This window comes from Pseudomonas sp. NY15354 (assembly GCF_048068075.1).
GTDB lineage: Bacteria > Pseudomonadota > Gammaproteobacteria > Pseudomonadales > Pseudomonadaceae > Aquipseudomonas > Aquipseudomonas guariconensis_C.
In genome coordinates this window covers 104,749-130,184 of the sequence record NZ_JBLUPV010000004.1, presented here as the reverse complement: position 1 = coordinate 130,184, position 25,436 = coordinate 104,749, and the positions used below count along the sequence as shown (strand labels likewise).

23 protein-coding genes, 2 pseudogenes and 1 riboswitch are annotated in these 25,436 nt (G+C 64.0%); of the genes and pseudogenes, 15 read left to right on the top strand and 10 right to left on the bottom strand.

The genetic code is table 11. The features are described from left to right. Positions 1–36 precede the first annotated feature (36 nt). Positions 37–621 carry a YajG family lipoprotein gene (locus ACNFCH_RS05880; protein WP_043213803.1) on the top strand — a complete coding sequence of 195 codons (585 nt, stop codon included), beginning with the start codon at positions 37–39 and terminating at the stop codon, positions 619–621. Positions 622–694: 73 nt separating this feature from the next. On the opposite strand, the gene ACNFCH_RS05875 is transcribed toward ACNFCH_RS05880, so the two are convergent. Beyond that, on the bottom strand, positions 695–901 hold the full coding sequence (locus tag ACNFCH_RS05875; RefSeq protein WP_196163781.1) for a hypothetical protein: 207 nt from the start codon (positions 899–901) through the stop codon (positions 695–697). 159 nt (positions 902–1,060) lie between these two features. Here ACNFCH_RS05875 and ACNFCH_RS05870 point away from each other — a divergent pair, with 159 nt between their 5' ends. Continuing rightward, complete coding sequence (locus tag ACNFCH_RS05870; RefSeq protein ID WP_323114926.1) at positions 1,061–1,321, top strand: hypothetical protein; 261 nt, start codon at positions 1,061–1,063, stop codon at positions 1,319–1,321. Positions 1,322–1,395: 74 nt separating this feature from the next. On the opposite strand, the gene ACNFCH_RS05865 is transcribed toward ACNFCH_RS05870, so the two are convergent. Next, the gene (locus tag ACNFCH_RS05865) at positions 1,396–2,565 is read right to left on the bottom strand and encodes a 1-acyl-sn-glycerol-3-phosphate acyltransferase (RefSeq protein ID WP_416742423.1); all 1,170 of its coding nucleotides are present in this window, start codon (positions 2,563–2,565) and stop codon (positions 1,396–1,398) included. Between the two features lie 123 nt (positions 2,566–2,688). Between ACNFCH_RS05865 and ACNFCH_RS05860 the strand changes: the two genes are divergently transcribed. From ACNFCH_RS05860 to ACNFCH_RS05850, 3 genes are read left to right on the top strand one after another with little or no spacing between them, the layout of a single operon-like run. Then, positions 2,689–2,874, top strand: a complete 186-nt coding sequence (locus tag ACNFCH_RS05860; RefSeq protein WP_043213807.1) for a CPXCG motif-containing cysteine-rich protein — start codon at positions 2,689–2,691, stop codon at positions 2,872–2,874. Continuing rightward, the gene (locus ACNFCH_RS05855; protein WP_196163777.1) at positions 2,874–3,134 is read left to right on the top strand and encodes a putative signal transducing protein; all 261 of its coding nucleotides are present in this window, start codon (positions 2,874–2,876) and stop codon (positions 3,132–3,134) included. The genes ACNFCH_RS05860 and ACNFCH_RS05855 overlap by 1 nt, the downstream gene beginning before the upstream one ends. A gap of 12 nt (positions 3,135–3,146) precedes the next feature. Beyond that, entirely contained in the window at positions 3,147–3,767 is a 621-nt protein-coding gene (locus ACNFCH_RS05850; RefSeq protein WP_337157901.1) for an SOS response-associated peptidase, read from the top strand. Between the two features lie 33 nt (positions 3,768–3,800). Here ACNFCH_RS05850 and ACNFCH_RS05845 read toward each other — a convergent pair whose 3' ends face one another. The 3 genes and pseudogenes from ACNFCH_RS05845 to ACNFCH_RS05835 form a co-directional block, all read right to left on the bottom strand. Further along, positions 3,801–4,544, bottom strand: a complete 744-nt coding sequence (locus ACNFCH_RS05845; protein WP_372340677.1) for a methyl-accepting chemotaxis protein — start codon at positions 4,542–4,544, stop codon at positions 3,801–3,803. Positions 4,545–4,655: 111 nt separating this feature from the next. Then, positions 4,656–4,850: pseudogene (locus ACNFCH_RS05840) on the bottom strand (HAMP domain-containing protein); the annotation flags it as partial. Positions 4,851–5,089: 239 nt separating this feature from the next. After that, positions 5,090–5,942 (bottom strand): annotated as a pseudogene (locus tag ACNFCH_RS05835) (cache domain-containing protein); the annotation flags it as partial. Between the two features lie 149 nt (positions 5,943–6,091). Between ACNFCH_RS05835 and ACNFCH_RS05830 the strand changes: the two are divergent. Beyond that, a complete protein-coding gene (locus ACNFCH_RS05830; protein ID WP_196163774.1) occupies positions 6,092–6,907 on the top strand; it encodes a M48 family metallopeptidase in 816 nt (271 codons plus the stop codon). A 72-nt stretch (positions 6,908–6,979) separates the two neighbouring features. Here the strand turns inward: ACNFCH_RS05830 and ACNFCH_RS05825 are convergent, their stop codons facing one another. From ACNFCH_RS05825 to ACNFCH_RS05815, 3 genes are all read right to left on the bottom strand, one after another. After that, positions 6,980–7,564 (bottom strand): TMEM165/GDT1 family protein, encoded by a 585-nt coding sequence (locus ACNFCH_RS05825; protein ID WP_337158035.1) that lies wholly within the window; start codon positions 7,562–7,564, stop codon positions 6,980–6,982. Between the two features lie 91 nt (positions 7,565–7,655). Then, a riboswitch (yybP-ykoY riboswitch) is annotated at positions 7,656–7,775 on the bottom strand. Between the two features lie 38 nt (positions 7,776–7,813). After that, positions 7,814–8,812 (bottom strand): methyltransferase, encoded by a 999-nt coding sequence (locus ACNFCH_RS05820; protein WP_416742422.1) that lies wholly within the window; start codon positions 8,810–8,812, stop codon positions 7,814–7,816. A gap of 50 nt (positions 8,813–8,862) precedes the next feature. Then, positions 8,863–9,828 carry a 2-hydroxyacid dehydrogenase gene (locus ACNFCH_RS05815; protein WP_416742421.1) on the bottom strand — a complete coding sequence of 322 codons (966 nt, stop codon included), beginning with the start codon at positions 9,826–9,828 and terminating at the stop codon, positions 8,863–8,865. 226 nt (positions 9,829–10,054) lie between these two features. On the opposite strand from ACNFCH_RS05815, the gene ACNFCH_RS05810 reads away from it, so the two are divergent. The 8 genes from ACNFCH_RS05810 to ACNFCH_RS05775 all read left to right on the top strand — a co-directional run bounded on the left by ACNFCH_RS05810 (position 10,055) and on the right by ACNFCH_RS05775 (position 22,375). Beyond that, positions 10,055–11,737, top strand: a complete 1,683-nt coding sequence (locus ACNFCH_RS05810; protein WP_337157905.1) for a fatty acid--CoA ligase — start codon at positions 10,055–10,057, stop codon at positions 11,735–11,737. A 313-nt stretch (positions 11,738–12,050) separates the two neighbouring features. Then, a complete protein-coding gene (locus ACNFCH_RS05805; RefSeq protein WP_337157906.1) occupies positions 12,051–13,925 on the top strand; it encodes a DUF1302 domain-containing protein in 1,875 nt (624 codons plus the stop codon). A gap of 24 nt (positions 13,926–13,949) precedes the next feature. Then, on the top strand, positions 13,950–15,314 hold the full coding sequence (locus ACNFCH_RS05800; RefSeq protein ID WP_337157907.1) for a DUF1329 domain-containing protein: 1,365 nt from the start codon (positions 13,950–13,952) through the stop codon (positions 15,312–15,314). 232 nt (positions 15,315–15,546) lie between these two features. Then, positions 15,547–18,261 carry a LuxR C-terminal-related transcriptional regulator gene (locus ACNFCH_RS05795; RefSeq protein WP_416742420.1) on the top strand — a complete coding sequence of 905 codons (2,715 nt, stop codon included), beginning with the start codon at positions 15,547–15,549 and terminating at the stop codon, positions 18,259–18,261. A 149-nt stretch (positions 18,262–18,410) separates the two neighbouring features. Beyond that, entirely contained in the window at positions 18,411–20,018 is a 1,608-nt protein-coding gene (locus ACNFCH_RS05790; RefSeq protein WP_337157909.1) for a response regulator, read from the top strand. Continuing rightward, a complete protein-coding gene (locus ACNFCH_RS05785; RefSeq protein ID WP_070093626.1) occupies positions 20,015–20,707 on the top strand; it encodes a sensor histidine kinase in 693 nt (230 codons plus the stop codon). Before ACNFCH_RS05790 ends, ACNFCH_RS05785 begins: the two co-directional genes overlap by 4 nt. 208 nt (positions 20,708–20,915) lie before the next feature. Continuing rightward, positions 20,916–21,560, top strand: coding sequence for an MBL fold metallo-hydrolase (locus tag ACNFCH_RS05780; RefSeq protein ID WP_337157910.1), 645 nt, complete (start codon positions 20,916–20,918; stop codon positions 21,558–21,560). A gap of 95 nt (positions 21,561–21,655) precedes the next feature. Next, the gene (locus ACNFCH_RS05775) at positions 21,656–22,375 is read left to right on the top strand and encodes an OmpA family protein (RefSeq protein ID WP_043213831.1); all 720 of its coding nucleotides are present in this window, start codon (positions 21,656–21,658) and stop codon (positions 22,373–22,375) included. A 46-nt stretch (positions 22,376–22,421) separates the two neighbouring features. Here ACNFCH_RS05775 and pta read toward each other — a convergent pair whose 3' ends face one another. Then, a complete protein-coding gene (gene pta / locus ACNFCH_RS05770) occupies positions 22,422–24,512 on the bottom strand; it encodes a phosphate acetyltransferase (RefSeq protein ID WP_196163763.1) in 2,091 nt (696 codons plus the stop codon). Between the two features lie 31 nt (positions 24,513–24,543). After that, the gene (locus tag ACNFCH_RS05765; RefSeq protein WP_416742419.1) at positions 24,544–24,846 is read right to left on the bottom strand and encodes a DUF3565 domain-containing protein; all 303 of its coding nucleotides are present in this window, start codon (positions 24,844–24,846) and stop codon (positions 24,544–24,546) included. On the opposite strand from ACNFCH_RS05765, the gene ACNFCH_RS05760 reads away from it, so the two are divergent. After that, a complete protein-coding gene (locus ACNFCH_RS05760) occupies positions 24,845–25,330 on the top strand; it encodes an FKBP-type peptidyl-prolyl cis-trans isomerase (RefSeq protein WP_070576981.1) in 486 nt (161 codons plus the stop codon). The two genes, ACNFCH_RS05765 and ACNFCH_RS05760, sit on opposite strands and share 2 nt — an antisense overlap. Positions 25,331–25,436: the final 106 nt, after the last annotated feature.

The window sequence follows — 25,436 nt, the reverse complement described above, 5'->3', positions numbered from 1 at the left end:
CTGTGGGCCTTTGCCGCATTTTCTGGAGAAACGCGCATGTTGCAACGTCTGTTGTTCGGTTTGATCGCGGTGGCCAGCCTGAGCCTGGTCGGTTGTGCCCACAGCCCGCAACAACTCAGCCCGCAACCCAAGCTCACCGCCCAGCTCAACCCGGTCGGCCGGGGCCAGCCGGTCGTGGTCAAGGTCGTCGATGGCCGGGCCTCGCAATCGTTGGGCACCCGTGGTGGCATGTACCCTGAAACCAGCACCATCAGCGTCAGTGGCAACGATATCGTGCCCAAGTTGCAGGCCCAGGCCGAGGCTGCGGTACGCCTGCTCGGTTTCACCCCGACGCCCAATGCCTACAATGCGCCTCAGCTGACCGTGACCCTGGCTGAGCTCAAGTACCAGTCGCCCAAGGACAAGATGTACGTGACCGAAGCCACCATTGGCGCCACCTTCCGTGCCGATGTGTCCAATGCCAACCGCCGCTACAGTGGCCGTTACGGCGCCTCCCTGGATCAGCGCTTCGGCATGGCGCCGAACCAGGAGACCAACACCAAGCTGGTCGGCGACGTGCTCAGCGATGCCCTGACCCGCCTGTTCAAGGATCCGACCATCGGTCAGGTCCTGGGCGAGTAAACGCAGCACCTTCGATAGAAAAGCCCGCTGCCGGGTGTGCCGGCAGCGGGCTTTTTATTGGCTGTTCGTTGCCTCAGGCAGCTTCTATATGAAAGTCGAGTACGCTGCGGCCGGTGTAGAGGTCCACTTCGGGCAGATCCTGATGGGCGTGGCCGCCCAAGGCGCAATAGACCAGCCACTGGCGATCCTGGACATTGATGGCGAAGCCGTCGATCAGCGCCTGTTGTTCATCGCTTTGGGCGACGAGGTAGAGGCGGTCCTGGTTTTCGGCGTGCAACATGACGAGCTCCATCGTAGGAAAAGGCCGACATGGTGGCCTGTCCTGATGACGAGCGTGTGACAGTGAAATTCAATGACAGTTGGTCGCAAAAACCGAGCGGCTGGATTGGGCTTGGGTAGAATGCCGGGCTTTGCTGTCGTTCTTTTCCGAGGTTATGCGATGTCCTTGCAAGTGCTCTGGGGATTCCTGGCTGCCCATCCTGCCAAGTTGATCAACCTGCTGGCCCTGCTGATTACCTGCCCAGGTGGGTTACTGCTGCAAAGTGCTCGGCGGCGCGAAGTGGTGGCCCGAGCGAGCGGTGCGAGCGACGAGGCGGTGGTCGATGCCTTCGACCAGCGGGTGCCGCGCTACTACTACATCCTCGGATTCTCTTGCCTGGCCATGGCCCTGCTGCTGTCCTGGTTCAGCACCTGGGTCTGACTGCCTGATACCCCTCTGGGAGCGGGTCACCCGCGAATCAGATCGCGGGTAGAAACCCTCTCCCAGGGGCAATGTCAGGCGACGGGGCTCTGGGCCTTGACCTGATACTGGTTGCGCACCGGCGTCGCGTACTGCTGCACCAGGTAAGGCTGGTGCTCCACCGGGCAGGCGTCCAGGCGGCGCTGCCATTCTTCCTTGGCCTTGGCCAACTCCTGCGCGGGGAACAGTTTCTCCGCACTCGGCACCTGCAAGGCCGGGTCTGCTTCGCTCCACATGCCATAGGCCAGGTAATGCACCGGGAACAGGCGGTAGCCGCCGAGGATCTGCCGGTCGATTTCCTGCGCCAGTTGCTTGGTGTCCTCGAAATACTCGGTCACCGGCGCCGCGAAGTTGATATGTACCCGGCCTTTATAGCCGGTGATGCCCTGGGCGATGCTGTTGTCGTCCTCGCCCGGCGCCTTCTTGTAGGTGCCGGTGGTGGCGCGGATGTACAGCTCGCGGGCCTTGGCCAGGTCGCACGGGTCGTACTCGTAGCTGATCGACACCGGCGTCAGGTTCAAGCCCTGGATCACCGCGCCGAACGGCTCGTCCTTGCGGCTCATGTGGAACATCTTGAGGATCGCCGAGTCGGTACGGTCGTCGCCGTCCTTGGCCCGTCCTTCGGCCTGGGCGATCCAGATCGATACGCAGTCCGTGCGGATCGAGTGGTTGATGTAGGCCGACAGCAACTGGTAGGCGGCCAGTTTTTCCCGGCGACCGCTCAGCGAGCGATGAACGATGAAGCTCTTGTTCAGGCGCATCATGTCGCTGACGAAGGGCTTTTGCAGCAGGTTGTCACCGATGGCGATGCGCGGCGTCGGCAGGCCGGCGTGATACACCGCGTAATTGACGAAGGCCGGGTCCATGACGATGTCGCGGTGGTTGGCCAGGAACAGGTAGGCGGTCCCCGACTTGAGCTGTTCGACACCGGAGTAGGTGACGCCGTCGGTGGCGCGCTCGATGGTCTGGTCGACGTAGTGTTCGACTTTGTCCTGCAGGGTCGAGACGCAGGTGACGCCGACGAACTCGTTGCGCAGGCGGCGGGCGATCAGCGGCTTGAGCAGCCAGCCGAAGGCACCGGCTGCCCGCGGGAAGCGGAAGTGGGTGAGGATATCCAGAAATGCCGGGTCGCTGAGCAGGCGTGCCAGGACGGCAGGGACCTCAGCGTCGTCGTACGGTCGGATGGCATCGAATTCGCCCATCATGCTCTCTTGTTGGAAACGGCTAGGGTAATAAGGTAGGGGTGGGGTCCGAAAAAACGGCTCGGACACACGCAGGCCCTGTAAACAGACCGGCAATTATACGCATAAGTCACCGTGGAGGCCGCGATGCTGGAAACCGACTTCTATCGTTGTCCCTATTGTGGTGAAACCGTGGAAACCACGGTGGATATTTCCGGCGGCGACCAGGTGTACACCGAGGACTGTCAGGTGTGCTGCCAGCCCGTGGTGTTCATCTTGCAGGTCCATGGTGACGAATGGATGCTCGATGTCAGACGTGAGGACGATGCCTGATGAGACGGATCTACGAGCCCGAGAGCCTGATGGAAGCGCAGTTACTGGTGGGCATGCTCGCCAGCGAGGGAGTCGAGGTGCATCTGGCCGGGCGTGATCTGGTTGGCGGTGCCGGGGAGCTGCCGATGCAAGGGTTGCTCGGTCTGGTGGTGCCCGACGAGCAGGCCGGGTACGCACGGCAGTTGATCGATGCGTACAATGCGGCCCTGCCACTTGCCGGCGACGAACCGGAGAGTTTTCCCGGAACCCTGATCTGCTGAGTTTTTATCGCCATGTGTGGACGCTACGCCCTGTTTCGCTGGTCCCCGGCCTTTGCCGCCTTGCCCGGGTACCCCGCCGACCAGCAGGCGCAATGGAACATCGCCCCAGGCGCTTCGGTGCTGATCCAACGTCAGCTCGATGGCCAGATGCAGCTGGCCAGGGCCCGTTGGGGGTTGACCCCGGCCTGGCTGACCGACCTGTCCCGCACGCCGGCCCAGGCGCGTGCCGAAACCCTGGCTGAACAGCCGATGTTTCGCGAAGCCTTCCGCCAGCGGCGCTGCCTGATGCCGGCCAATGGTTTCTACGAGTGGCGTGGCACGGTGCGCAAGCGGCCGTACTGGCTGACGCCGGGGGAGGGCGCCTCGCTGTTCTTCGCGGCGGTGTGGGAGGCCTACCCGGTGCAGGATCAGGTCTGGTTGAGCTGTGCGGTGGTGACGCAGGCGGCAATGAGCCAACGTCGGCCATTGATTCTCGACGAAGCGGGCCAGGCGGCCTGGCTGGATGCGGACACGCCATTGGCGCGATTGCATGAACTGCTTGCCAGCCCGTCGGCGGCCTTGCGCGAGCGGGCGCTGGCGCATTTCGTCAATGATCCGAAGCTCGATGCGCCGGAGTGCCTGACCCCGGCGTGAACCTCAAGGGGCTGCAAAGCAGCCCCTAGTTCCTCAAACGCGGAACTGGTTGATCAACCGGCGCTGCTGTTCGGCCAGCTTGGTCAGTTCGGCGCTGGCCTGGCTCGACTCATCGGCACCGCCGGCCACTTCACCGGCCACCTGACCGATGTTGATGACGTTGCGGTTGATGTCCTCGGCCACGGCGCTCTGCTGCTCGGCGGCGCTGGCGATCTGGGTGTTCATGTCGTTGATCACCGACACAGCCTGGGTGATGCTCTCCAGCGCCTCGGCAGCACGGGTGGCTTGCTGCACGCTGTCGTCGGTCTTGCCCTGGCTGTCTTCCATGACCTTGACCACTTCGCGGGTGCCTTGCTGCAACTGCTGGATCATCTGCTGGATTTCTTCGGTGGCCTGCTGGGTCTTCTGCGCCAGGTTGCGCACCTCGTCGGCGACCACGGCAAAGCCCCGGCCTTGCTCGCCCGCACGGGCGGCTTCGATGGCGGCGTTGAGCGCCAGCAAGTTGGTCTGTTCGGCAATGGCGCGGATCGCCACAAGAATCGCATTGATGTTTTCGCTGTCGCGGGCCAGGGTCTGGACCACATCCACCGCGCGACCGATCTCGGTAGCCAGGACACTGATCGAGTGGGAGGTATCGCGCACGATCTGCAAGCCCTGGTTGGCGGCCTGGTCGGCATTGTTCGCGGCCTGGGCAGCGTGGGTCGCGTTGCGGGCCACGTCCTGGGCGGTAGCGGTCATCTCCTGCACGGCGGTGGCCACCTGGTCGATCTCGGCCATTTGCTTGTGCACACCCTGATTGGTGCGGATGGCGATGTCGGCAGTGTGCTCCGAGGAGTCACTGACCTTCTGCACCGAGCCCACCACCTGGGTGATCATCGCCTGCAACTTGGCCAGGAAGGTGTTGAAGCCCTTTGCGATCGCGCCCAGTTCGTCAGCGCGGTCGCTGTGCAGGCGGCGGGTGAGGTCGCCTTCGCCTTGGGCGATGTCGTCGAGCATGGCCACCATCTGGCGCAGCGGGCGGGCGATACCATGGGCCAGCAGCCAGATCACCAGCAAGCCGACGGCGGCGATGCCCAGGCCCATCAGGGTCATGCCGGTGATGTCGGTGCGCCGCTGCGCGGCCAGGTCTTTCTGCAATTGATTGACGTCGGCCATCACCGTGCTCAGCGGCAGTTCGAGCAGCAGGGTCCAGCGGGCGTCGGTGTTGGCAACGCGGAAGGGCAGGTAGAGTTCGATGCGGTCTTTGGATTCGTCGAGCTCGTAGTGCAGGTCCTCGCCAGTCAGGGACGTAAGCGTGCCCGACTCCTCGGCATCCAGCACGTCGCTGGCTTTTTCACCGAACTTCGACGGGTCACGGGTATAGGCCACCAGACGGCCGTTGCTCGAGACCAGGGCCAGTTCGCCGGCGCCGTTGTACAGCTGGCGGTCGGCGTTGTTGAGCAGGTCCTGGATGAAGTCCACCGACAGGTCGGCACCGGCCATGCCTTGGAACTGGCCATCAATCATGATCGGTGCGACGAAAGAGGCGAGCATGACGGTCTTGTCGCCTACCTTATAGGGCGCGGGGTCGATCACGCAGGGCTTTTTCGACTCTTTCGGGCACAGGTAGTACTCACTGGCGCGCACGCCCGTGGCTAGCACGGTGTGGTCGTTCACATCGATCAACTTGTCCTGGCCGAGGCTGCCATCGCCATTGCGGAACCACCACGGCAGGAAGCGCCCCGTGGCGCCATCGACGCCAACCATGTTGCTGCCGACATAGCGGGCGTCGTCATGGTCCAGGGCGTTGGGCTCCCAGCCGAGGTAGGCACCGAGCACGCTCGGGTTGACCTCGACGGTGCGCTTGAGCTGGTTGATCAGGGATTGGCGATCGATGCGCATCAACGGCTGGCCGTCGGCGCCCTGCATGCCGATCATGGCATTGCTGGTGGCCAGGCTACGGGAAATCAGCAGCGGCGCCTCCAGCCCACGCTGGATCTCGCTGACCTGGGTGCGGGCCAGGGCAGCCAGGCGCTGCTCGATCACGGTTTCGAACTGTTGACGGGTGCGCTCCTGCACCAGCGACTGGGTGCGTTCGCCGGAGTACACGGCGTACAGCACCAGGGCCGCGACAATGCTCAAAACGATGGCGCCCGCCAGGGCGGCCACGGAAAACTGGATCGACTTGAACTTCATGGGGCACCGCGTACGAGAATGATTGTTTCCCGAGTTATCGGCGGGGGCCTGCCAAAGCATGAGGGGCGCGCGAGAAATCTTACCTGCGGCTCTGGCGAGGCCAGACGACTCGGCCTAGGATACGCGGCATGTAAAAACGGAGTGCTTTCATGCGTAGTTCATTCGTTGCCAGCCTGATCGGCGCCAGTGTCCTGCTGTCTGGTTGCCAGGCAGTGAATACCACCAGCGGTGGTGCGGTGGGCGTCGATCGCCAGCAGTACATGTTCAGCATGCTCTCGACCGACCAGGTCAATCAGATGTATGCCCAGTCCTATCAACAGACGCTCAGCGAGGCCTCTTCCAAGGGCGAACTGGACAAGAACAGTGCCAAGGCCAAGCGTATCCAGGGCATCGCCAGCCGCCTGATCGCCCAGGCGCCCAAGTTCCGGCCGGACGCCGCGCAGTGGAACTGGGAGGTCAACCTGATCGACAGCGACGAGCTCAACGCCAACTGCGGCCCGGGCGGCAAGATCATTTTCTATACCGGTCTGATGGACAAGCTGCAGCTCACCGACGCCGAGATCGCGGCCGTACTGGGCCATGAAATCGCCCACGCACTGCGCGAGCACGGCCGTGAGGCCATGTCCAAGGCCTATGGCGTGGAGATGGCGCGCCAGGGCGCCGGTGCCTTGTTCGGCCTGGGTCAGGGCGGTATGGCCCTGGCGGACACTGTGGTGAACTACGCCATGACCCTGCCCAACAGCCGTGCCAACGAGAACGAAGCCGACCTGATCGGCCTGGAGCTGGCGGCTCGTGCCGGCTACGACCCGAATGCCGCGATCACCCTGTGGAACAAGATGAGCAAGGCCTCCGAAGGTGCACCGCCTGAGTTCATGAGTACCCACCCGGCCTCGAGCAGCCGTATTGCCTCGCTGCAGGCGGCAATTCCGAAGGTGATGCCGCTGTATCAGGCGGCCAAGAAGTAAGCCAGAGGCTGCAAGCTGCAAGAGAAGCGGGTCACGCCTTCCTTGCAGCTTGAAACTCGCAGCTCGCCGCTTTTAGCCCACCCAGCCGCTGGTCTTCATCGCCGAGTACACCGCGACGATGGCCAGGACGAAGAATGCAGCCGCTGCCAGACGGCGAATCAGCGTCAGCGGCAGCTTCTCGGCGGCGAAGTTGCCCGCCAGCACCACCGGCACGTTGGCAATCAGCATGCCCAGGGTGGTTCCGAGGATGACCATGATCAGGTGAGGGTACTGGGCCGCCAGCATCACCGTGGCGACCTGGGTCTTGTCGCCGATTTCAGCCAGGAAGAACGCGATCAACGTGGTGACGAATGGGCCGAAGCGGCGTGCGGCGCTGTTTTCGTCATCGTCCATCTTGTCCGGAACCAGCGTCCACAGGGCCGTTGCTGCGAAACTTGCGGCGAGTATCCAGTGCAGCACCGTCTCGCTGAAGAAGCTGCTGACCCAGGCGCCCACGGCACCAGCGGCGGCGTGGTTGGCGAGGGTGGCGGCGATGATGCCGGCGATGATTGGCCAAGGCTTGCGAAAGCGTGCGGCGAGGATGAGCGCGAGCAATTGCGTCTTGTCGCCGATTTCAGCGAGGGCGACGATTGCGGTGGGGACGAGCAGGGATTCCAGCATCAGGTTTCCTACGGGGGCGGGCCGACACGGCTATGACACGTACGACCTCCCCGCCCCGGGTAAGGTGTGCGTGTCATAGGTCTTGTCAAACCCTGGATCTGTCTGTGCAGATCGTGGGTCGCACGCGCCATGGCCTGTGGGCCAAGTGTGTTGACGCGTGCCGGGCGAGCAGGGCGCTCGCGGGAGACTACTCCCCTAGGACGGTGCGGATTCTGCCTAGGTGAAAGCGTTTCGGCAAGCCCTGTTTCAGCTGCGTGTGGCCTGGTAGATGCGAAAACCGTCCGCCTCGGCGCAGACCCGGCAATTGCCCAGGGCGCCTTCGATCAAAGGTTGGTAACGCAGGAAACTGTTGGCGACCAAGCGCATTTCGCCACCTTTTTGCAGATGATCGCCTGATTTTTTCAGCAGGTTTTCCGAGGCCTGATAATTGGTGTGCACGCCGGTATGGAACGGCGGGTTGCTCAGGATCACGTTCAAGCCGGTGGGTGCGGCATCGATGCCGTCGCCACTGATCACTTCGCCCTCCAGGCCATTGGCCGTCAAGGTCAGGCGACTGCTGGCCACGGCGAAGGCATCCACATCGAGCAGGGTGACGCGGCTCTGTGGATAACGACGCTTGATGGTCGCGCCCAGTACGCCGGCGCCGCAGCCGAAGTCCAGCACGTGACCGGCCGGCAGGTCGTCCAAATGCTGGAGCAGCAGGGCAGTGCCGCGATCCAGGCGACCATGGCTGAACACACCGGGCAGGCTCACGACGTGCAGCGGGCCATCGTCCAGGGGCAGCTCGAAACGTTCGGCCAGGCTCTCCAAGGCTTTGGCCTGTGGTGCGTTGTCCACCGTGACCTGCCACAGCTGGCAGTGACGTGCGCTGTCGAGCTTGCGCGGCTTGCCGAAGGCTTGCAGCTGCTTGGCCGCACCTTCGATACCGCCGCGCTTCTCGCCGACCAGGTACAGCTCGCGGCCCGCCAGACGCGAGGCCAGGGCATTGAGCAGATAGGCGGCAAGCTCACGGGATTTGGGCAGGAACAACACGGCGGCCTCGAAGGCCACCTCGGGCACGTTCACGCCGTAATGGCTGCGGCCGCTGAAACGGCTGTCGAGCAGGGCCTGGTCCCCGGCGTGCCAAGACCAGCCGCTGGCCTGCGGCAGTTGGCCGAGCAAGTCGTCGGCGGGCAGCCCGGCAAGCAGCAGCGGGCCTTGGAACAGTTCGGCCTGGCGAAGCAACACTTCACTGCGCGGGTCCATGGACGACGTCTCCTGAAAAAGCGCGCAGTGTACCAGAGCCCCTTGCCGATTCAGCCGACCACTCGCCGTGGCTGACCGGCAAAGAAGGCCTGGGCGTTTTCGCTCAACTGGCCGACGATGCGCTGGCGCGACTCCACCGCGCCCCAGGCGCTGTGCGGGGTTACGATCAGGCGGGGGATGTCCGGGGCCAGCAAAGGGTTGCCATTGACCGGGGGTTCGACGCTCAGCACGTCGGTGGCCGCGCCCCCGAGGTGGCCACTGCGCAAGGCGTCGGCCAGGGCCTGCTCATCGATCAGCCCGCCTCGGGCGGTATTGACCACCAAGGCGCCCGGCTTGAGCTGCGCCAGTTCGCGCGCGCCGATCATGTGGCGGGTGTGCTCGTTGAGCGGGCAGTGCAGGGTCAGCGCATCGACTTGGGGCAGCAGTTCATCCAGTGGCAAGCGTTCGGCGCGGGCCGGGCGACCGGGGATCTGCCCGCTGAGTACGCGCATGCCGAACGCCTCGGCCAGGCGCGCCACCGCGCCACCCAACTCGCCGTGACCGAGCAGGCCGAGGGTCTTGCCTTCCAGTTCGACAATGGGGAAGTCCAGCAGGCAGAACTGGCTGGCGTTGGCCCAACGGCCTTCGGCGACCGCCTCGCGGTAGTCGCACAGGCGCGTGGCCAAGGCCAGTAACAAGGCCAGGGTGTGCTGGGCGACCGATGGGGTGCCATAACCCTGGCAGTTGCACACGGTGATGCCTTGGGCGCGGGCGGCGGCCAGGTCGACGTTGTTGGTGCCGGTGGCGGCGACCAGGATCAGTTTGAGCTGTGGGTTGGCCGCCATGGCCGCGGCGTCGATCATCACTTTGTTGCTGATCACCGCCTTGGCGCCTTGCAGGCGCTCGGCGACCTGTTCGGGCTGGGTGGAGGCGAACAACTGCAGGCTGTCGAAGGGGCGCTGCAGGGGCGAGAGATCGAGGTCGCCCAGGTCCAGGGACTGGTGATCGAGGAAGACGGCGCGACGCGGGCTGGGCATGAGGGGCTCCGGGCTGGGGTTCGGGCGGTGACAGTTCAGGTCAGCCGTTGCGCGACAGCGCAGCCCATCAAGCTGAAGGTGGGCTGGCAAAGTGTCAAGCGTGGGGTGCGAGGCCACTCATACCTTTATCCCGTCGAATCATTCCTTCGGCTGATTTGATCGGAACGTCACAGTTCTAGAGTAGATATCAGACTTCTCCGGCCAGCATTGCAGAAAAGGGATCCCTATGTTGCAGACGCGTATCATCCAGCCCGCCGAGGGCGCCTACACCTTCCCGCTGTTGATCAAACGTCTGCTGATGTCGGGCAGCCGCTACGAAAAGACCCGTGAGATCGTCTATCGCGACCAGTTGCGCTTGACCTACCCGCAACTGGTCGAGCGCATCGCGCGCCTGGCCAACGTGCTGACCGAGGCCGGGGTCAAGGCCGGTGATACCGTGGCGGTGATGGACTGGGACAGTCACCGCTACCTGGAGTGCATGTTCGCGATCCCGATGATCGGCGCGGTGGTGCATACGATCAACGTGCGCCTGTCGCCGGAGCAGATTCTCTACACCATGAACCACGCCGAGGATCGCGTGGTGCTGGTCAACAGCGACTTCGTCGGCCTCTACCAGGCCATCGCCGGCCAGTTGACCACGGTGGACAAAACCCTGCTGCTGACCGATGGGCCGGACAAGCAGGCCGACCTGCCCAATCTGGTCGGCGAGTACGAGCAACTGCTCGCCGCGGCGAGTCCACACTATGACTTCCCCGATTTCGACGAGAACTCGGTGGCCACCACCTTCTACACCACTGGCACCACCGGCAACCCCAAGGGGGTGTATTTCACTCACCGCCAGCTGGTGCTGCACACCCTGGCCGAGGCGTCGGTCACCGGCAGCATCGACAGCGTGCGCCTGCTGGGCAGCAACGATGTCTACATGCCCATCACCCCGATGTTCCACGTGCATGCCTGGGGCATTCCCTACGCGGCCACCATGCTCGGTATGAAGCAGGTCTATCCGGGGCGCTACGAGCCGGAAATGCTGGTGAAGCTGTGGCGCGAAGAAAAGGTCACCTTCTCCCACTGCGTGCCGACCATCCTGCAGATGCTGCTCAATTGCCCCTCTGCCCAAGGCGAGGATTTTGGCGGCTGGAAGATCATCATCGGCGGCAGCGCGCTCAACCGGGCGCTCTACCAGGCCGCGCTGGCCCGGGGAATCCAGCTGACCGCCGCCTACGGAATGTCCGAGACCTGCCCGCTGATTTCCTGCGCCCACCTCAACGATGAGTTGCAGGCCGGCAGCGAGGATGAGCGTATTTCCTACCGCATCAAGGCCGGTGTGCCGGTACCGTTGGTGGAGGCCGCGATCGTCGATGGCGATGGCAACTTCCTCCCGGCCGATGGCGAGACCCAGGGCGAACTGGTATTGCGCGCGCCCTGGCTGACCCAGGGCTACTTCAAGGAAGCCGAGAAGAGCGAGGAGCTGTGGGCGGGCGGCTGGCTGCACACGGGTGATGTCGCGACCCTCGACGGCATGGGTTACATCGACATCCGCGACCGCATCAAGGACGTGATCAAGACCGGTGGCGAGTGGATCTCCTCGCTCGACCTCGAGGACCTGATCAGCCGCCACCCGGCGGTGCGCGAAGTGGCGGTGGTCGGCGTCGCCGACCCGCAGTGGGGCGAGCGGCCGTTCGCCTTGCTGGTGGTCCGCGAAGGGCAGGCCATCGATGCCCGGGCGCTCAAGGATCACCTCAAGCCGTTCGTCGAGCAGGGGCACATCAACAAATGGGCGATCCCAAGCCAGATCGCGATTGTTACTGAAGTTCCCAAGACCAGCGTCGGCAAGCTCGACAAGAAGCGCATCCGCCAGGACATCGTCCAATGGCAGGCCAGCAACAGCGCGTTCCTGTCGACCTTGTAGCCCCTCCTGCGGGTCGCGCTCATCCGTGCGCGACCCTCAGGCCAGAGCGGCTGCTGCTTGTAAAACGCTGAAATTACGCCATGCTTGCGCGCGCCCTGCAGGCCCCTGTTGGCCCAGGGATACACAAATCACACTTTAGAGGGATCAAGCACTTGGACCTGCTGGCTATAGTCGGGCCCAGGTGATTTTCAGGAATGGGGCAAGGCACTGCGCGCAAGTCGCAGCGCCGCGGGCGCAAGCCTGCAGACCGGTCGCACGGGCCGTTTCTGAAAGGACTCACTGCCATAACAATAAAGTACATGGAGTAGCGTCGATGACATCTGCAAACCAGTTCTGGCGCCGGGCCAAGTTGCCTCTGGCCGTCAGTCTCGCTTCCACGCTCGCAAGCCCCGCATTCGGTGTCAGCTTCAACATCGGGGAAATCGAAGGCCAGTTCGATTCGTCGCTCTCCGTTGGCGCCAGCTGGTCGACGGCCAATCCGAACCAGAACCTGATCGGGGTCAACAATGGCGGCAAGGGCCTGTCCCAGACCTCCGATGACGGCCACCTGAACTTCAAGAAGGGCGAGACCTTCTCGAAGATCTTCAAGGGCATCCATGACCTGGAGCTGAAGTACGGCGACACGGGTGTGTTCGTCCGGGGCAAGTACTGGTATGACTTCGAACTCAAGGACGAGCACCGCGAGTTCAAGGACATCAGCGACTCCAATCGCAAGGAAGGCGCCAAGTCGTCGGGCGCCGAGCTGCTCGACGCCTTCGTCTACCACAATTACTCCATCGGCGATCAGCCAGGCTCCGTGCGCCTGGGCAAGCAGGTGGTCAGCTGGGGTGAAAGCACCTTCATCGGCGGCGGCATCAACTCGATCAACCCGATCGACGTCTCCGCCTTCCGCCGCCCTGGCGCCGAGATCAAGGAAGGCCTGATCCCGGTCAACATGTTCTACATCTCCCAGAGCCTGACCGACAACCTGTCGGCCGAGGCCTTCTACCAGATCGAATGGGACCAGACGGTCGTCGACAACTGCGGCACCTTCTTCTCCCAGGCGGACATCATCGCCGATGGCTGCACCGACAACCTGCGCGTGCTCAACAGCAGCCGTTCCCTGCCGGCTCCGGCCTTGGGTTTCCTGGCCAGCCAAGGGGTGGACATCAACCAGGAGGGTGTGAAGGTTGGCCGTGGTCCGGACCGCGATGCGCGTGACAGTGGCCAGTTCGGCGTGGCCATGCGCTACATGTTCGAACCGCTGGACACCGAGTTTGGCGCCTACTTCATGAACTACCACAGCCGCGCCCCGATTTTCAGCGCAACCGGGGCCGATCCTGCGGTGTATGCGGGTGTCGGCGGGCTGCCGCTTGAGTTGCGGCGCATGGCGCCGCTGATTGTCGCGGGTAACTCCAAGTATTTCGTCGAGTACCCTGAAGACATTCGCCTGTATGGCCTGAGCTTCTCGACCACGCTGCCCACCGGCACGGCCTGGAGCGGTGAACTGAGCTATCGCCCCAACGCACCGGTGCAGCTCAACACCACCGACATTCTCTTCTCGGCCGTGCGTCCGTTGGGCGGGCCCTATGCCGACGCATCGGTCCTCAACGGCGTGCCAGGTCAAGACCTGCACGGCTACACCCGCAAGGAGATCACCCAGTTCCAGACCACGCTGACCCACTTCTTCGACCAAGTCATGGGCGCCAGCCGTCTGACCGTGGTGGGCGAGCTGGGCGTCACCCACGTCGGCGGGCTCGAGAGTTCGAGCAAGGCACGTTACGGGCGTGACCCGGTCTTCGGCCCAGGCGAGCTGCCAAACGGCACCTGCGAGGCGCTCAACGCCAGCACCATCGCAGGCTCCGGTCTTAACAGCTCCACGGCCAACGTCAGCCGCAATTGCGAGAACGATGGTTTTACCACCACGACCTCCTGGGGTTACCGCGCCCGTGCTATCTGGGACTACAACGACGTCTTCGCCGGGGTGAACCTGCGGCCGAACGTGGCCTGGTCCCACGACGTCTCGGGTTACTCGCCAGGCCCTGGCGCCAACTTCGAGGAAGGTCGCAAGGCTGTCAGCCTGGGCCTGGACGCCGAGTACCAGAACACCTACACGGCGAGCCTTTCGTACACCAACTTCTTCGATGGCAAGTACAGCACCGTGGACGACCGCGACTTCGTGGCGCTGAGCTTCGGCGTGAACTTCTAAGAACACTGATCCAGGACGACAACAATGAACAAGACCAGAAGTCTGCTCAAAGCCGGTGTACTGGGGCTGTCCCTGCTGGCCACCAGCGTGATGGCGGCAGTGTCCGCCGACGAGGCGGCCAAGCTGGGCTCCAGCCTGACCCCGATGGGCGCAGAGAAGGCCGGCAACGCCGATGGCTCCATCGGCCCCTGGGAGCCGTTGTCCAAGACGGCGGGCAGCGCCGACGCCAAGGGCTTTTTGTCCGACCCCTATGCCAGCGACAAGCCGCTGTACACCATCACCGCGCAGAACGTCGATCAGTACAAGGACAAGCTGTCCCCGGGCCAGGTGGCGATGTTCAAACGCTACCCAGACAGCTACCGGATCCCGGTGTACAAGACCCACCGTGGCGCGACCGTGCCCGATGAAGTGTTCGCCGCCATCAAGGAAAACGCCACCAAGACCACGCTGGTCGAAGGCGGCAACGGCCTGAACAACTTCCGCACCGCCATCCCCTTCCCGATCCCCAAGAGCGGTCTTGAGGTGATCTGGAACCACATCACCCGTTATCGCGGCGGCAGCGTGACCCGCCTGGTCACCCAGGCCACGCCCCAGCAGAACGGCTCCTATAGCCTGGTGTACTTCCAGGACCAGTTCGTCTTCCGTGACCGGATGAAGGACTACGACCCGAACAACCCAGGCAACATCCTGTTCTACTTCAAGCAGAAGGTCACCGCGCCGGCGCGTCTGGCGGGTACCGTGTTGCTGGTTCACGAGACCCTCGACCAGGTCAAGGAACCGCGCAAGGCGTGGATCTACAACGCCGGCCAGCGCCGCGTGCGCCAGGCCCCGCAGGTGTCCTACGACGGGCCGGGCACCGCCGCGGACGGGCTGCGTACCTCCGACAACCTGGACATGTACAACGGTGCTCCGGACCGCTATGACTGGAAGCTCGAAGGCAAGAAGGAGCTGTACATCGCTTCCAACAGCTACAAGCTCGACTCGCCCACCCTCAAGTACGCCGACATCCTCAAGCCGGGGCACATCAACCAGGACCTGGCGCGCTACGAGCTGCGTCGTGTCTGGCATGTGGTCGCGACCTTGAAGCCGGGTCAGCGACACATCTACGCCAAACGTGACTTCTACATCGACGAGGACACCTGGCAGGCTGCGGTGATCGACCAGTATGACGGCCGTGGCCAGCTGTGGCGGGTCTCCGAGGCTCATGCCCAGGATTACTACAACGTGCAGGTGCCCTGGTACACCCTGGAGACCATCTACGACCTGCAATCGGGCCGCTACCTGGCGCTGGGCATGAAGAACGAGGAAAAACGCGCCTACGACTTCGGCTTCAGTGCCAGCAAGAGCGACTTCCAGCCGGCGGCGCTGCGTCAGGATGGCGTGCGTTGAGGTCTGATTTCGCCTGAAGTCCCTGGGGCTGCACAGCAGCCCCAACGGATTTGAACACTCCCCCGGCCATTCACGCATCCAATGCTCGCCCATTCCCGCCATCGGCCTTGTTTCTTTTTGTTGTAGTCTTTTTCTCGCCAGCCGCGGCCATCATCTTCAAATGCGCTGCGTTACCCGCTAGTCTCGCAACAATCCGTACCCGCCGTAGTCCTCCACCCAGAACGAGCCGGCTATGACAGACCTGTCCCGTACGCATGGATTTGCCAGTCAGGCCTTTGGCCTGTTGGACGGGCGTTTCTTCCGGCCGCCCTTGCCCGACGGCCATGTGCCCCGGTCACGGTTGTGCCAGCGCCTGCAGTTCGGCCTCAACGGGCGCCTGCTGCTGGTCAATGCTCCGGCGGGTTTTGGTAAAAGCTCCCTGGCGATCGAGTTCTGTCAGGCCCTGCCCGTTCAGTGGCGCAGCCTGTGGCTTGGCCTGAGCCAGCGCGATGCTGATCCTGGGCGCTTCCTCGAGCGCCTGCTCGAAGGCCTCCAGCAGTTCTGTCCGGCCCTCGGTGGCCAGGCCATGGGCCTGCTGAAAATGCGTCAGCGCCACCAACCGTTCGCCTTCGAACAGTGGCTCGACGGCCTGCTCGACGAACTCGCCCTCTACCTGCAGCCGGATGCCCCCTTGTTGTTGGTGCTGGACGACTACCACCTGGCCCAAGGGCCGGTGCTGGACCGTTGCCTGCAGTTCTTCCTCAACCACCTGCCCAACGGCCTGGTGCTGCTGGTCACCAGTCGCCAGCGACCGGACTGGCACCTGGCGCGCTTGCGCCTGTCGCGTCAATTGGTCGAGCTCAACGAGCAGGATCTACGCCTGACTCCCGACGAAGCCTTGGCGGTGATCGGTCGCCAACCCACGGGCCTTCGCGGGCAGGCGCTGGACAACCTGATCCAGCGCAGCGACGGCTGGGTTGCCGGGCTGCGCTTCTGGCAACTGGCGGCCAGCGAGTCCGGCGAGGACAACGCCTTGCCCCAGGCCTTGCACGGTGGCGAAGGGCTGATTCGCGACTACTTGCTCGAAGAGGTCATCGAGATCCTGCCGACCTCGGTGCAGGCGTTTCTCTACGACACCGCCTGCCAGGAGCGCTTCTGTGCCGAGCTGTGCGACGCCCTGCGCGAGCGCGAGGACAGCGCCGGCATCTTGAAATACCTGCAGGCCCACCAGGTGTTCCTGGTGCCGCTGGACGAGCATGGCCACTGGTTCCGCTATCACCATCTGTTCTCCGACCTGTTGCGTAGCCGCCAGGCCAGCGAGCCTCTGGGCGCGTTGCACCTGCGGGCGTGCCGATGGTTCCAGGCCCAGGGGTTGCTCGACGAAGCCGTGGAGCAAGCCCTGCGCGCGGGGCATCTGGATGTGGCCGCCGACCTGGTGCAAAGCCTGTCCGAAGAGCAGCTTTTGGCCGAGCAGAATGTCGGCATGCTGCTGCGCTGGAAGATGGACCTGCCCGACAGTCTGTTGATCAGCACCCCGCGTCTGATCGTGTTGTACAGCTGGGCCCTGGGCCTGGCCTGCCAGCTCGATGCTGCCGAGGAGCTGGCGGCTCACCTGAGCCGTTTTCTGCCCGCGCCTTCGGCCACCGCGCAGAGGTCCATGCTCGCCCAGTGGCTGGCCTTGAGCGGGGTCATCGCCCGCGGGCGAGGGGACCGTCAACGCACCCTGGCCTATTGCGGCGAAGCGCTGCGCAGTTTGCCCTACAAGCGCTATGGCCAGCGCCTGGTGTGCCTGTCGACGCTTTCCAATTTGGCGATCGCCGACGGTGACTTCTGGCGGGCCCGAGGCTGGAACCGAGAAGCCCTGGAGCTGGCGCAGCGGGTCGGCAATCCCTTGTTCGAGGCCTTGGCCCATTACGATCGGGCGCGAGTCCTGCACGCCCGGGGCGAGGTGCTGCGCGCCCTGGATGAAGTGCGCCAGGGGTTGCAGCGTCTGCAAGGGCTGTCGGCGCAACGCCTGTATGCCGTGCGCGCCCGGCTGACGTTGTACGAGGGGTATCTGCTGGTCTCGCGCCTGCAGCCGGCTCAGGGCCGCGCCCGGCTGCGCGCCGGGCTCAGCGAGGCGCGGGCCTGCCGCGATATCAGTGTGCTGATCGGTCATTGCGTGATCGCCTCGCTCGACGGTCGCGAGGGCCAGTTCGCCGAGGCCTTCGCCGAACTGGCCGAGGCCGAGCGGTTGATGCATATCTGGGATGTGCCGCCGATTTTCTATCTGGCCATGATCACCTTGGTGAAATGCGAGCTTTGGCTGGCCCAGGGGCGTACCGACCTGGCCGGGTCCTGGCTGTTGCGCCTGGGCCAGACCTACGGCGGCGAGCGGCCGGCGGCGGCGCCGGAGTTCCACCCGCTGCTGGCGCTGCACATCGAATTACAGCAATCGCTGCTCGAACCCGTGTTGGCGCGGCCTCAGGAGGCGGTGGAGCGTCTGCGCGCGCTGGTGGCGCGTGGCCAGGCCAGTGGCGGCATGATGCTGGTCGTCAACGCCTTGTGCCAATGGATGGCACTGCTGCTGGTGGAAGGGCAGGAGCAGGAAGCGACGGCCTTGCTGCCCCAAGCCCTCGAAGCCGCTCGGGGCGGCGTGCTGCAACCGTTCCAGCGCCTGCTCGAGCAGCAGCCTCACTGGCTGCGTGAGCAACTGGCCGCGCGCCCGGCCTGCCAGGTGCAGACCGAATTGCTCACGCGCCTGCCGCGCCCTGCGGCAGTCGTGGAAAACATCGAGGCGCTCAGCGGGCGTGAGCTGGCGGTGCTCGAACTGATCGCCCAAGGTTGCTCGAACCAGCAAATCAGCGAGCGGTTGTTCATCTCGCTGCATACCGTCAAGACTCACGCCAGCCACATCAACAGCAAGCTCGGGGTGGAGCGTCGCACCCAGGCTGTGGCCAAGGCCAAGAGCCTGGGGCTGCTTGCCTGATCATTGATCGGATCGGATAATGGCGCATGGCCATTATTTTTGGCCGACCACTGCGAGCTCATCTTTCCTGACTCGCTGCCGATAGCCTGTTCGGCGGTACGCATCGCCACGGACCAATTTCCAACTCTTGCCAATACAGGGTCGTGTTGATGCTGCAGTACGGGCAAAAAAGCTTCCTGATCGTCGACGACTTCACCGACTTTCGTACCTCGACCCGCTCCATGCTCCGTGAGCTGGGTGTACGTGACGTGGATACTGCCGACAGCGGCGAGCAAGCCTTGCGCATGTGCGGGCAGAAGCGCTACGACTTCGTTCTCCAGGACTTCCATCTGGGCGATGGCAAGAAGAACGGCCAGCAGGTGCTCGAAGACCTGCTGCTCGACAAGCTGATCAGCCATGAATGCGTGTTCATCATGGTCACCGCCGAGAGCAGCCAGTCCATCGTCCTGAGCGCCCTCGAGCACGAACCCGATGCCTACCTGACCAAACCGTTCAACCGCGTGGGCCTGGCCCAGCGCTTGGAAAAGCTCGTTCAGCGCAAGACCCTGCTCAAGCCGATCCTCCAGGCCCTGGACCGCGCACGCCCCGCCGAAGTGTTGGCGGCCTGCGCCGAGCTGTGCAAGAAGGACCCGCGTTTCGCCCCGCTGTGCCTGCGCTACCGCGCGGACGCATTGCGCGATCTGAACCGCTTCGAGGAACTGGAAAAGTTCCTCACCAGCATCCTCGCCAGCCGCCCTCAGCCTTGGGTCTACTCAGCCCTCGGCAGCTTGCTGCACAAGCGCGGGCAGCACGCCCAGGCCCAGGGCGTCTATGAGCAGGCGCTCAAAGCCTTCCCGATCATGCCGGGGTTGTACGACGGCATGGCCGACGTGCTGGTGGCCCAAGGTGAGACCAAGCGTGCCCAGCACATGCTGGAAGAGGCGGTGCGCCTCTCGCCCTTGGCGGTACGCCGGCAGGCGGCGCTGGGCAAGCTGGCGCTGGACAACGAGGATTTCGAAAGCGCTTCCAAGGCCTATCGCCATGCGGTCAACCAAGGCCAGAGCTCCCGCTACAAGAGCCCTGAGAGCAACCTGGGCCTGGTCCAGGCGCTGATGAACAAGAACGCTGGCAACGGCCTCGATGCACGCACCCGGGTCGAGATCAACACGGTGCTCAGCGAAGTGGCCAAAGAAAACGTCGAGGACCAGGGCCTGCAGGTACGCGCGCGCCTGATGAAGGCGGCCAGTCTGCAACAGGCCGGTGACGAGGAAACGGCCAGCAAGCTCACCGAGCAGGCCATGCAGCGCCTGGAGAAGATGGACCAGTTCTTCTCCGTCGAAGCGGCCCTGACCGTCGCCAAGCAGTTGCAGCAACTGGGCCAGGCCTCGGCCGGCACCAGCATCCTCAAAGGCTGCGTGGAGACCTACGGCGACGACCCCAAGGTCATGCAGAGCGTGGCCAAGCTCACCGACGACCCGGGCGTGCTCGGCGCTGTCACCGAGGCAGTGGATCTCAACCGCCAGGGTGTGCGCAGCTATCAGGGCGGCCAGCTCAACGAGGCGCTGGAGATGTTCCGCCGCGCGCTGGCACTGCAACCCAAGAACATCAGCATCGCGCTCAACACCGCCCAGGCGCTGCTGCGCATCGGTGGTGAGAGCCCGGCGCCGGCGTTGATGCAGGAGTGTCGCAACTGCCTGCAGAGCGTCGCCGGCATTCCGGCCAGCGACAGCCGCTACGATCGCTACCGCAAACTGCATATCCGGGTGTTCGGCGCATGAATCGAGACGAGCAGGGGCTGGATTTCTCCACGGTGATCGCCTCTACCGTGCACGACATGAAAAACTCGTTGTCGGCCCTGATCCAGGCCCATGACCAATGGTTGGCGCGCCTGCCCGAAGTGCTGCACGGTGGCAGCGAGCAAGGCGTGATCGAGCATGAGTTCCGTCACCTCAACGGCATGCTGGTGCAACTGCTGGGCCTGTACAAACTGGACATCAACCAGTTGCCGATCTGCCCGGACTACCACGAGCTGGACGACTTCATCGAAGCCCAGCTCGCCGCCCAGCAAGAGGTGCTGGAGCACCGCGACATCCTCGCCACCTGGCGTCTTGAGACCGAAAACCCGTTGGGCTTCTTCGACCGTGAACTGGTCGCCTCGGTGGTGGGCAATGTCCTTACCAATGCCATCCGCCATGCTGGCCACGCTCTGTTGATCAGCATCGAGGAAGACGGGGAACAGTTGGTGATCAGCGTCAACGATGACGGCCCGGGTTATCCACAGCGCATGCTCGAACGCCAGCAGGACTACCTCCAAGGCATCGATTCGCGCACTGGCAGCACCGGCCTTGGCCTGTACTTCGCCGCCCGCATCGCCGCCCTTCATGAGCGCAATGGCGTGCGCGGGCGGATCGAGATCGCCAACGGCGGGGCGCTTGGGGGTGGGTTGTTCCGGTTGTATTTGCCTTGAAGCTGTGTCGAACACGTTTTTTGTATAAGCCCCGTTCGCGGGTAAACCCGCTCCCACAAGGAGCAACGGGGGTAGGTAGGAGCGGGTTTACCCGCGAAGAAGGCGCCACGAAGCGAGACAGTTGCTCTTCAGTTCAGTGTCATTGGTATGGGGAGGCTGGGGGTTTTCTTGTATGGTTTCTGCCTAAATGCAAGCAGGACCAAAGCACATGAATCCGCAATCTCCCAGCCTCATCCGCGAAACCTTCCCCGTTGGCCCGCTGCAGTGCAACTGTACCCTGATCGGCGATCCGCTCAGCAAGAAGGCGATCGTCGTCGACCCGGGCGGTGACCCGGAGAAGATCCTCGCCCGCCTGCAGGCCCATGGCCTGACGTTGGTGAGCATCATTCATACCCACGCCCATTTCGACCACTTCCTCGCCTCGGGCAAGCTCAAGGAACTGACTGGCGCGACCTTGCACCTGCACAAGGACGACCAACCGCTGTGGGATAACCTTCAGATGCAATGCCAGATGTTCGGCGTGCCCTACACCCCGGTGCCGCCGCCAGACCGCTGGTTGGGTGACGACGAGGAACTGGCCTGCGGCTGTGGTGTGGCGTTGCACACACCGGGGCATACGCCGGGCTCGATGAGTTTCTGGTTCGCCGATGCCAAGCTGCTGATCGCGGGTGACACCTTGTTCCGCCGGGGAATCGGCCGTACCGATTTGTGGGGTGGGGACCAGCGGACTATCGTTCGCTCCATCAAGGAGCGGCTCTATCGCCTGGACGAAGAGGCAGTCGTGGTGACCGGGCATGGTCCGGATACCCGGCTTGGCGATGAAATGCGCGAGAATCCGTTCGTGCGTGCGTAAGATTTCACGGAATTATTCCGCCTCGCTTCGGTCGAAGGGTGGCATAGGGCTATCCCATGACCTTTGCACTTTTGAATTTCTGTAGGAGCTTGTCCATGTTCACCATGCGTCGTCTGATTATCGTCGCTACCGCAGCTGCCCTGATGACCGGCTGTGCCGGCCAGAACCCCTATGACAGCCAGGGTCAGGCGCAGGGCTCCACTGGGATGAGCAAAACCGCCAAGTATGGTGGCCTGGGCGCGCTGGCAGGTGCCATCGCCGGCGCTGCTATCGATCACAACAACCGTGGCAAGGGCGCGCTGATCGGCGCCGCCGCGGTGGGTGCCGCCGCTGCCGGCTACGGCTACTATGCCGACAAGCAGGAAGCCGAACTGCGCGCCAAGATGGCCAACACCGGTGTCGAGGTCCAGCGCCAGGGCGACCAGATCAAACTGATCATGCCGGGCAACATCACCTTCGCCACCGACTCGGCGAACATTTCCCCAAGCTTCTACTCGCCACTGAACAACCTGGCCAACTCGTTCAAGCAGTTCAACCAGAACACCATCGAAGTGGTCGGTTTCACCGACAGCACCGGCAGCCGCCAGCACAACATGGACCTGTCCCAGCGCCGTGCCCAGGCGGTCAGCAGCTACCTGACGTCCCAGGGCGTCGACCCGTCCCGCGTCAGCGTGCGCGGCATGGGCCCGGACCAACCGATCGCCAGCAACGCCGACGCCAATGGCCGTGCGCAGAACCGTCGGGTAGAGGTCAACCTCAAGCCGATTCCGGGTCAGCAGTACGACCAGCAGGGCACTGTTCAGCAGTACCCGTAAGTATCAGATCCACATGACAGGGGCCGCTTAGCGGCCCCTGTTCATTTCAGCGCACGGTACTGGCCTGGATCGCGGTCAAGGCGATGGTGTGGACGATATCGTCCACCTGCGCCCCGCGTGGCAGGTCGTTGACCGGTTTGCGCAGCCCCTGCAGCATCGGGCCGAGGCTGACGCAGTCGGCGCTGCGCTGCACGGCCTTGTGCGTGGTGTTGCCGGTGTTCAGGTCCGGGAAGACGAACACCGTCGCCCGCCCGGCCACAGGGCTTGCCGGGGCCAGTTGGCGAGCGATTTCGGGGTTGGCGGCTGCGTCGTACTGCAGGGGGCCATCGATCACCAGGTCGTGCTCAGCCTGTTGCGCCAGGCGTGTGGCCTCACGCACCTTTTCCACTTCCTCATCGCTGGCTGCCGAATCGCTGGAGTAGCTGAGCATCGCCACGCGTGGGGCAATGCCGAAGGCCTGGGCCGATTCGGCACTCTGCCGGGCGATCTCGGCCAGCTCCGCGGCACTGGGGTGCGGGTTCATCACGCAGTCGCCGTACACCAGCACCTGCTCGGGGAAGAGCATGAAGAACACCGATGACACCAGGCTGCTGCCCGGCGCGGTCTTGATCAGTTGCAGGGCGGGGCGGATGGTGTTGGCGGTCGAATGAACCAGCCCGGACACCAGCCCGTCGACCTCGTCGAGCGCCAGCATCATGGTGCCGATCACCACGGGGTCTTCCAACTGCTGCTCGGCCATGGGGGCGTTGAGGTTCCTGCTCTTGCGTAGCTCGACCATTGGCTCGACATAGCGTGCGCGGATCAGCTCCGGATCGAGCACCTCGAGGTCCGGCGGCAACGTGATGCCCTGGGCGCGGGCGACCGCTTGCACTTCCTCGGGTTTGGCCAGCAGCACGCAACGGGCAATGCCACGTGCCTGGCAGATGGCGGCGGCCTGCACCAGCAGCGGCTCGGCGCCTTCGGGCAGGACGATACGCTTGTTGGCCTGCTGGGCGCGCTGGATCAACTGGTAGCGGAACACCGCCGGCGACAGGCGCAACTCGCGTGGCGTGCCACAACGCTGGTGCAGCCAGGCGGCGTCCAAGTGGCTGGCAACGAAATCGGTGATGAACTCGGCGCGCTCGCGGTCATCGACCGGAATCTCGCGGTTGAGCGAGTTGAGCCGGTTGGCGGTGTCGTACGAGCCGGTGCTCACCGACAGGATCGGCAGGCCGGCCTGCAGGGCGCCTCGGCACAGTTCGAGGATGCGTGGGTCGGGCTTGCTGTCGCTGGTCAGCAGCAGGCCCGCCAGCGGAACGCCGTTGATCGCCGCCAGGCTCACCGCGAGGATGATGTCGTCGCGGTCGCCTGGTGTCACCACCAGGGTGCCGGGCTTGAGCAGCGGCACGGTGTTGGCCACGGTGCGGGCGCAGATGATGATGGTGTTCATGCGCCGTTGTTCGTAGTCGCCGGCATTGAGCACCTGCGCTCCGAGCAGCTCGGCCACATCGCGGGTGCGTGGGGCGTTGAGTTCGGCCTGGTAGGGGATGCAGCCGAGCAGGCGGAAGTCGTTGCCGCGTAGTAAAGGCGAGTGTTCGCGCAGGCGCGTGGCGAAATCGGCCATGCTCTCGTCGGTGCGGACCTTGTTCAGGACCACGCCGAGCACCTTCGGGTCGCGCGGGCCACCGAACAGTTGGGCCTGCAGCTCGACCCGGCCGGACAGCTCGCTGAGCACTTCGTTTTCCGGCGCCGATACCAGGATCACCTCGGCATCCAGGCTCTTGGCCAGGTGCAGGTTGACCCGCGCGGCATAGCTGGCATGGCGGGTGGGCACCATGCCCTCGACGACGACCACGTCGTTGCCGACGCAGGCCTGCTGGTACAGGCGGATGATTTCCTCGAGCAGTTCGTCGAGCTGGCCGTCGCCGAGCATGCGCTCGACCTGGGCCAGGCTCAGGGGCGTGGGCGGACGGATGCCATGGGTGCGGGCGACCAGTTCGCTGGAGCGCTCCGGGCCGGTGTCGCCAGGATGGTGCTGGGCGATTGGCTTGAAGAAGCCAACCTTCAGCCCGCCGCGCTCGAGAGTGCGGACCAGGCCGAGGCTGATGGAGGTCAGGCCGACACCAAAGTCAGTCGGCGCGATGAAAAATGTCTGCATGCGTGCTTCTCGAAATAAGCGGTGCAAGGGATCAACGGCCAAGGGTATCGCTATCGATGCCCTGGGCGCACCAGCCACAGGCAAATACCTGGCCGATGCGCGACTCGCGCTCCTGGGCATCGAGCACCCAGGGCCTGGCCTGCCAGGGCGGTTGGTGGCGCAAGTGTTGGGTATGCCCACAAGAAAGCTCGACCACCCAGTGGCCCTCTTCGTCCTGGTGAAACCCCGTCACCCGACTGACGGGACGCTCATTGCCCGAGGGGCGTTCGCAATCGGACGATGCCTTGGTTACACTTGTTCGCTCTACATTCTTTTGCAAAAGGTCTTGCCCCATGCTGATCGCCGCCAACAAGGCTGTCTCCATCGACTATACCCTGACCAACGACGCCGGGGAGGTCATCGACAGTTCCGCCGGCGGTGCTCCGCTGGTGTACCTGCACGGTGCTTCCAACATCATCCCTGGCCTGGAAAAGGCCCTGGAAGGCAAGCAGGCCGGCGACGAACTGAACGTCAGCGTCGAGCCTGAAGAAGCCTACGGCGAGTACCTGGCCGAACTGGTCAGCACGCTCAACCGCAGCCTGTTCGAAGGCGTCGATCAGCTGGAAGTGGGCATGCAGTTCCACGCTTCGGCGCCGGACGGCCAGATGCAGATCGTCACCATCCGCGACATCGACGGCGACGACATCACCGTCGACGGCAACCACCCGCTGGCTGGCCAACGCCTGAACTTCAAGGTCAAAGTGGTCAACGTGCGTGACGCCAGCGACGAAGAAATCGCTCACCGCCACATCCATGGCGAAGGTGGCCATCACCACTGATTTTCTGCGCTAAGCTCAGAGAGTCGCCAGGCGCTCGGGCAAGCCGACTTGCCTTCCTTGGGGAAGGTGGACGGCTTGGCCGCGCGCCTTTTTAGTGGGCGCATTT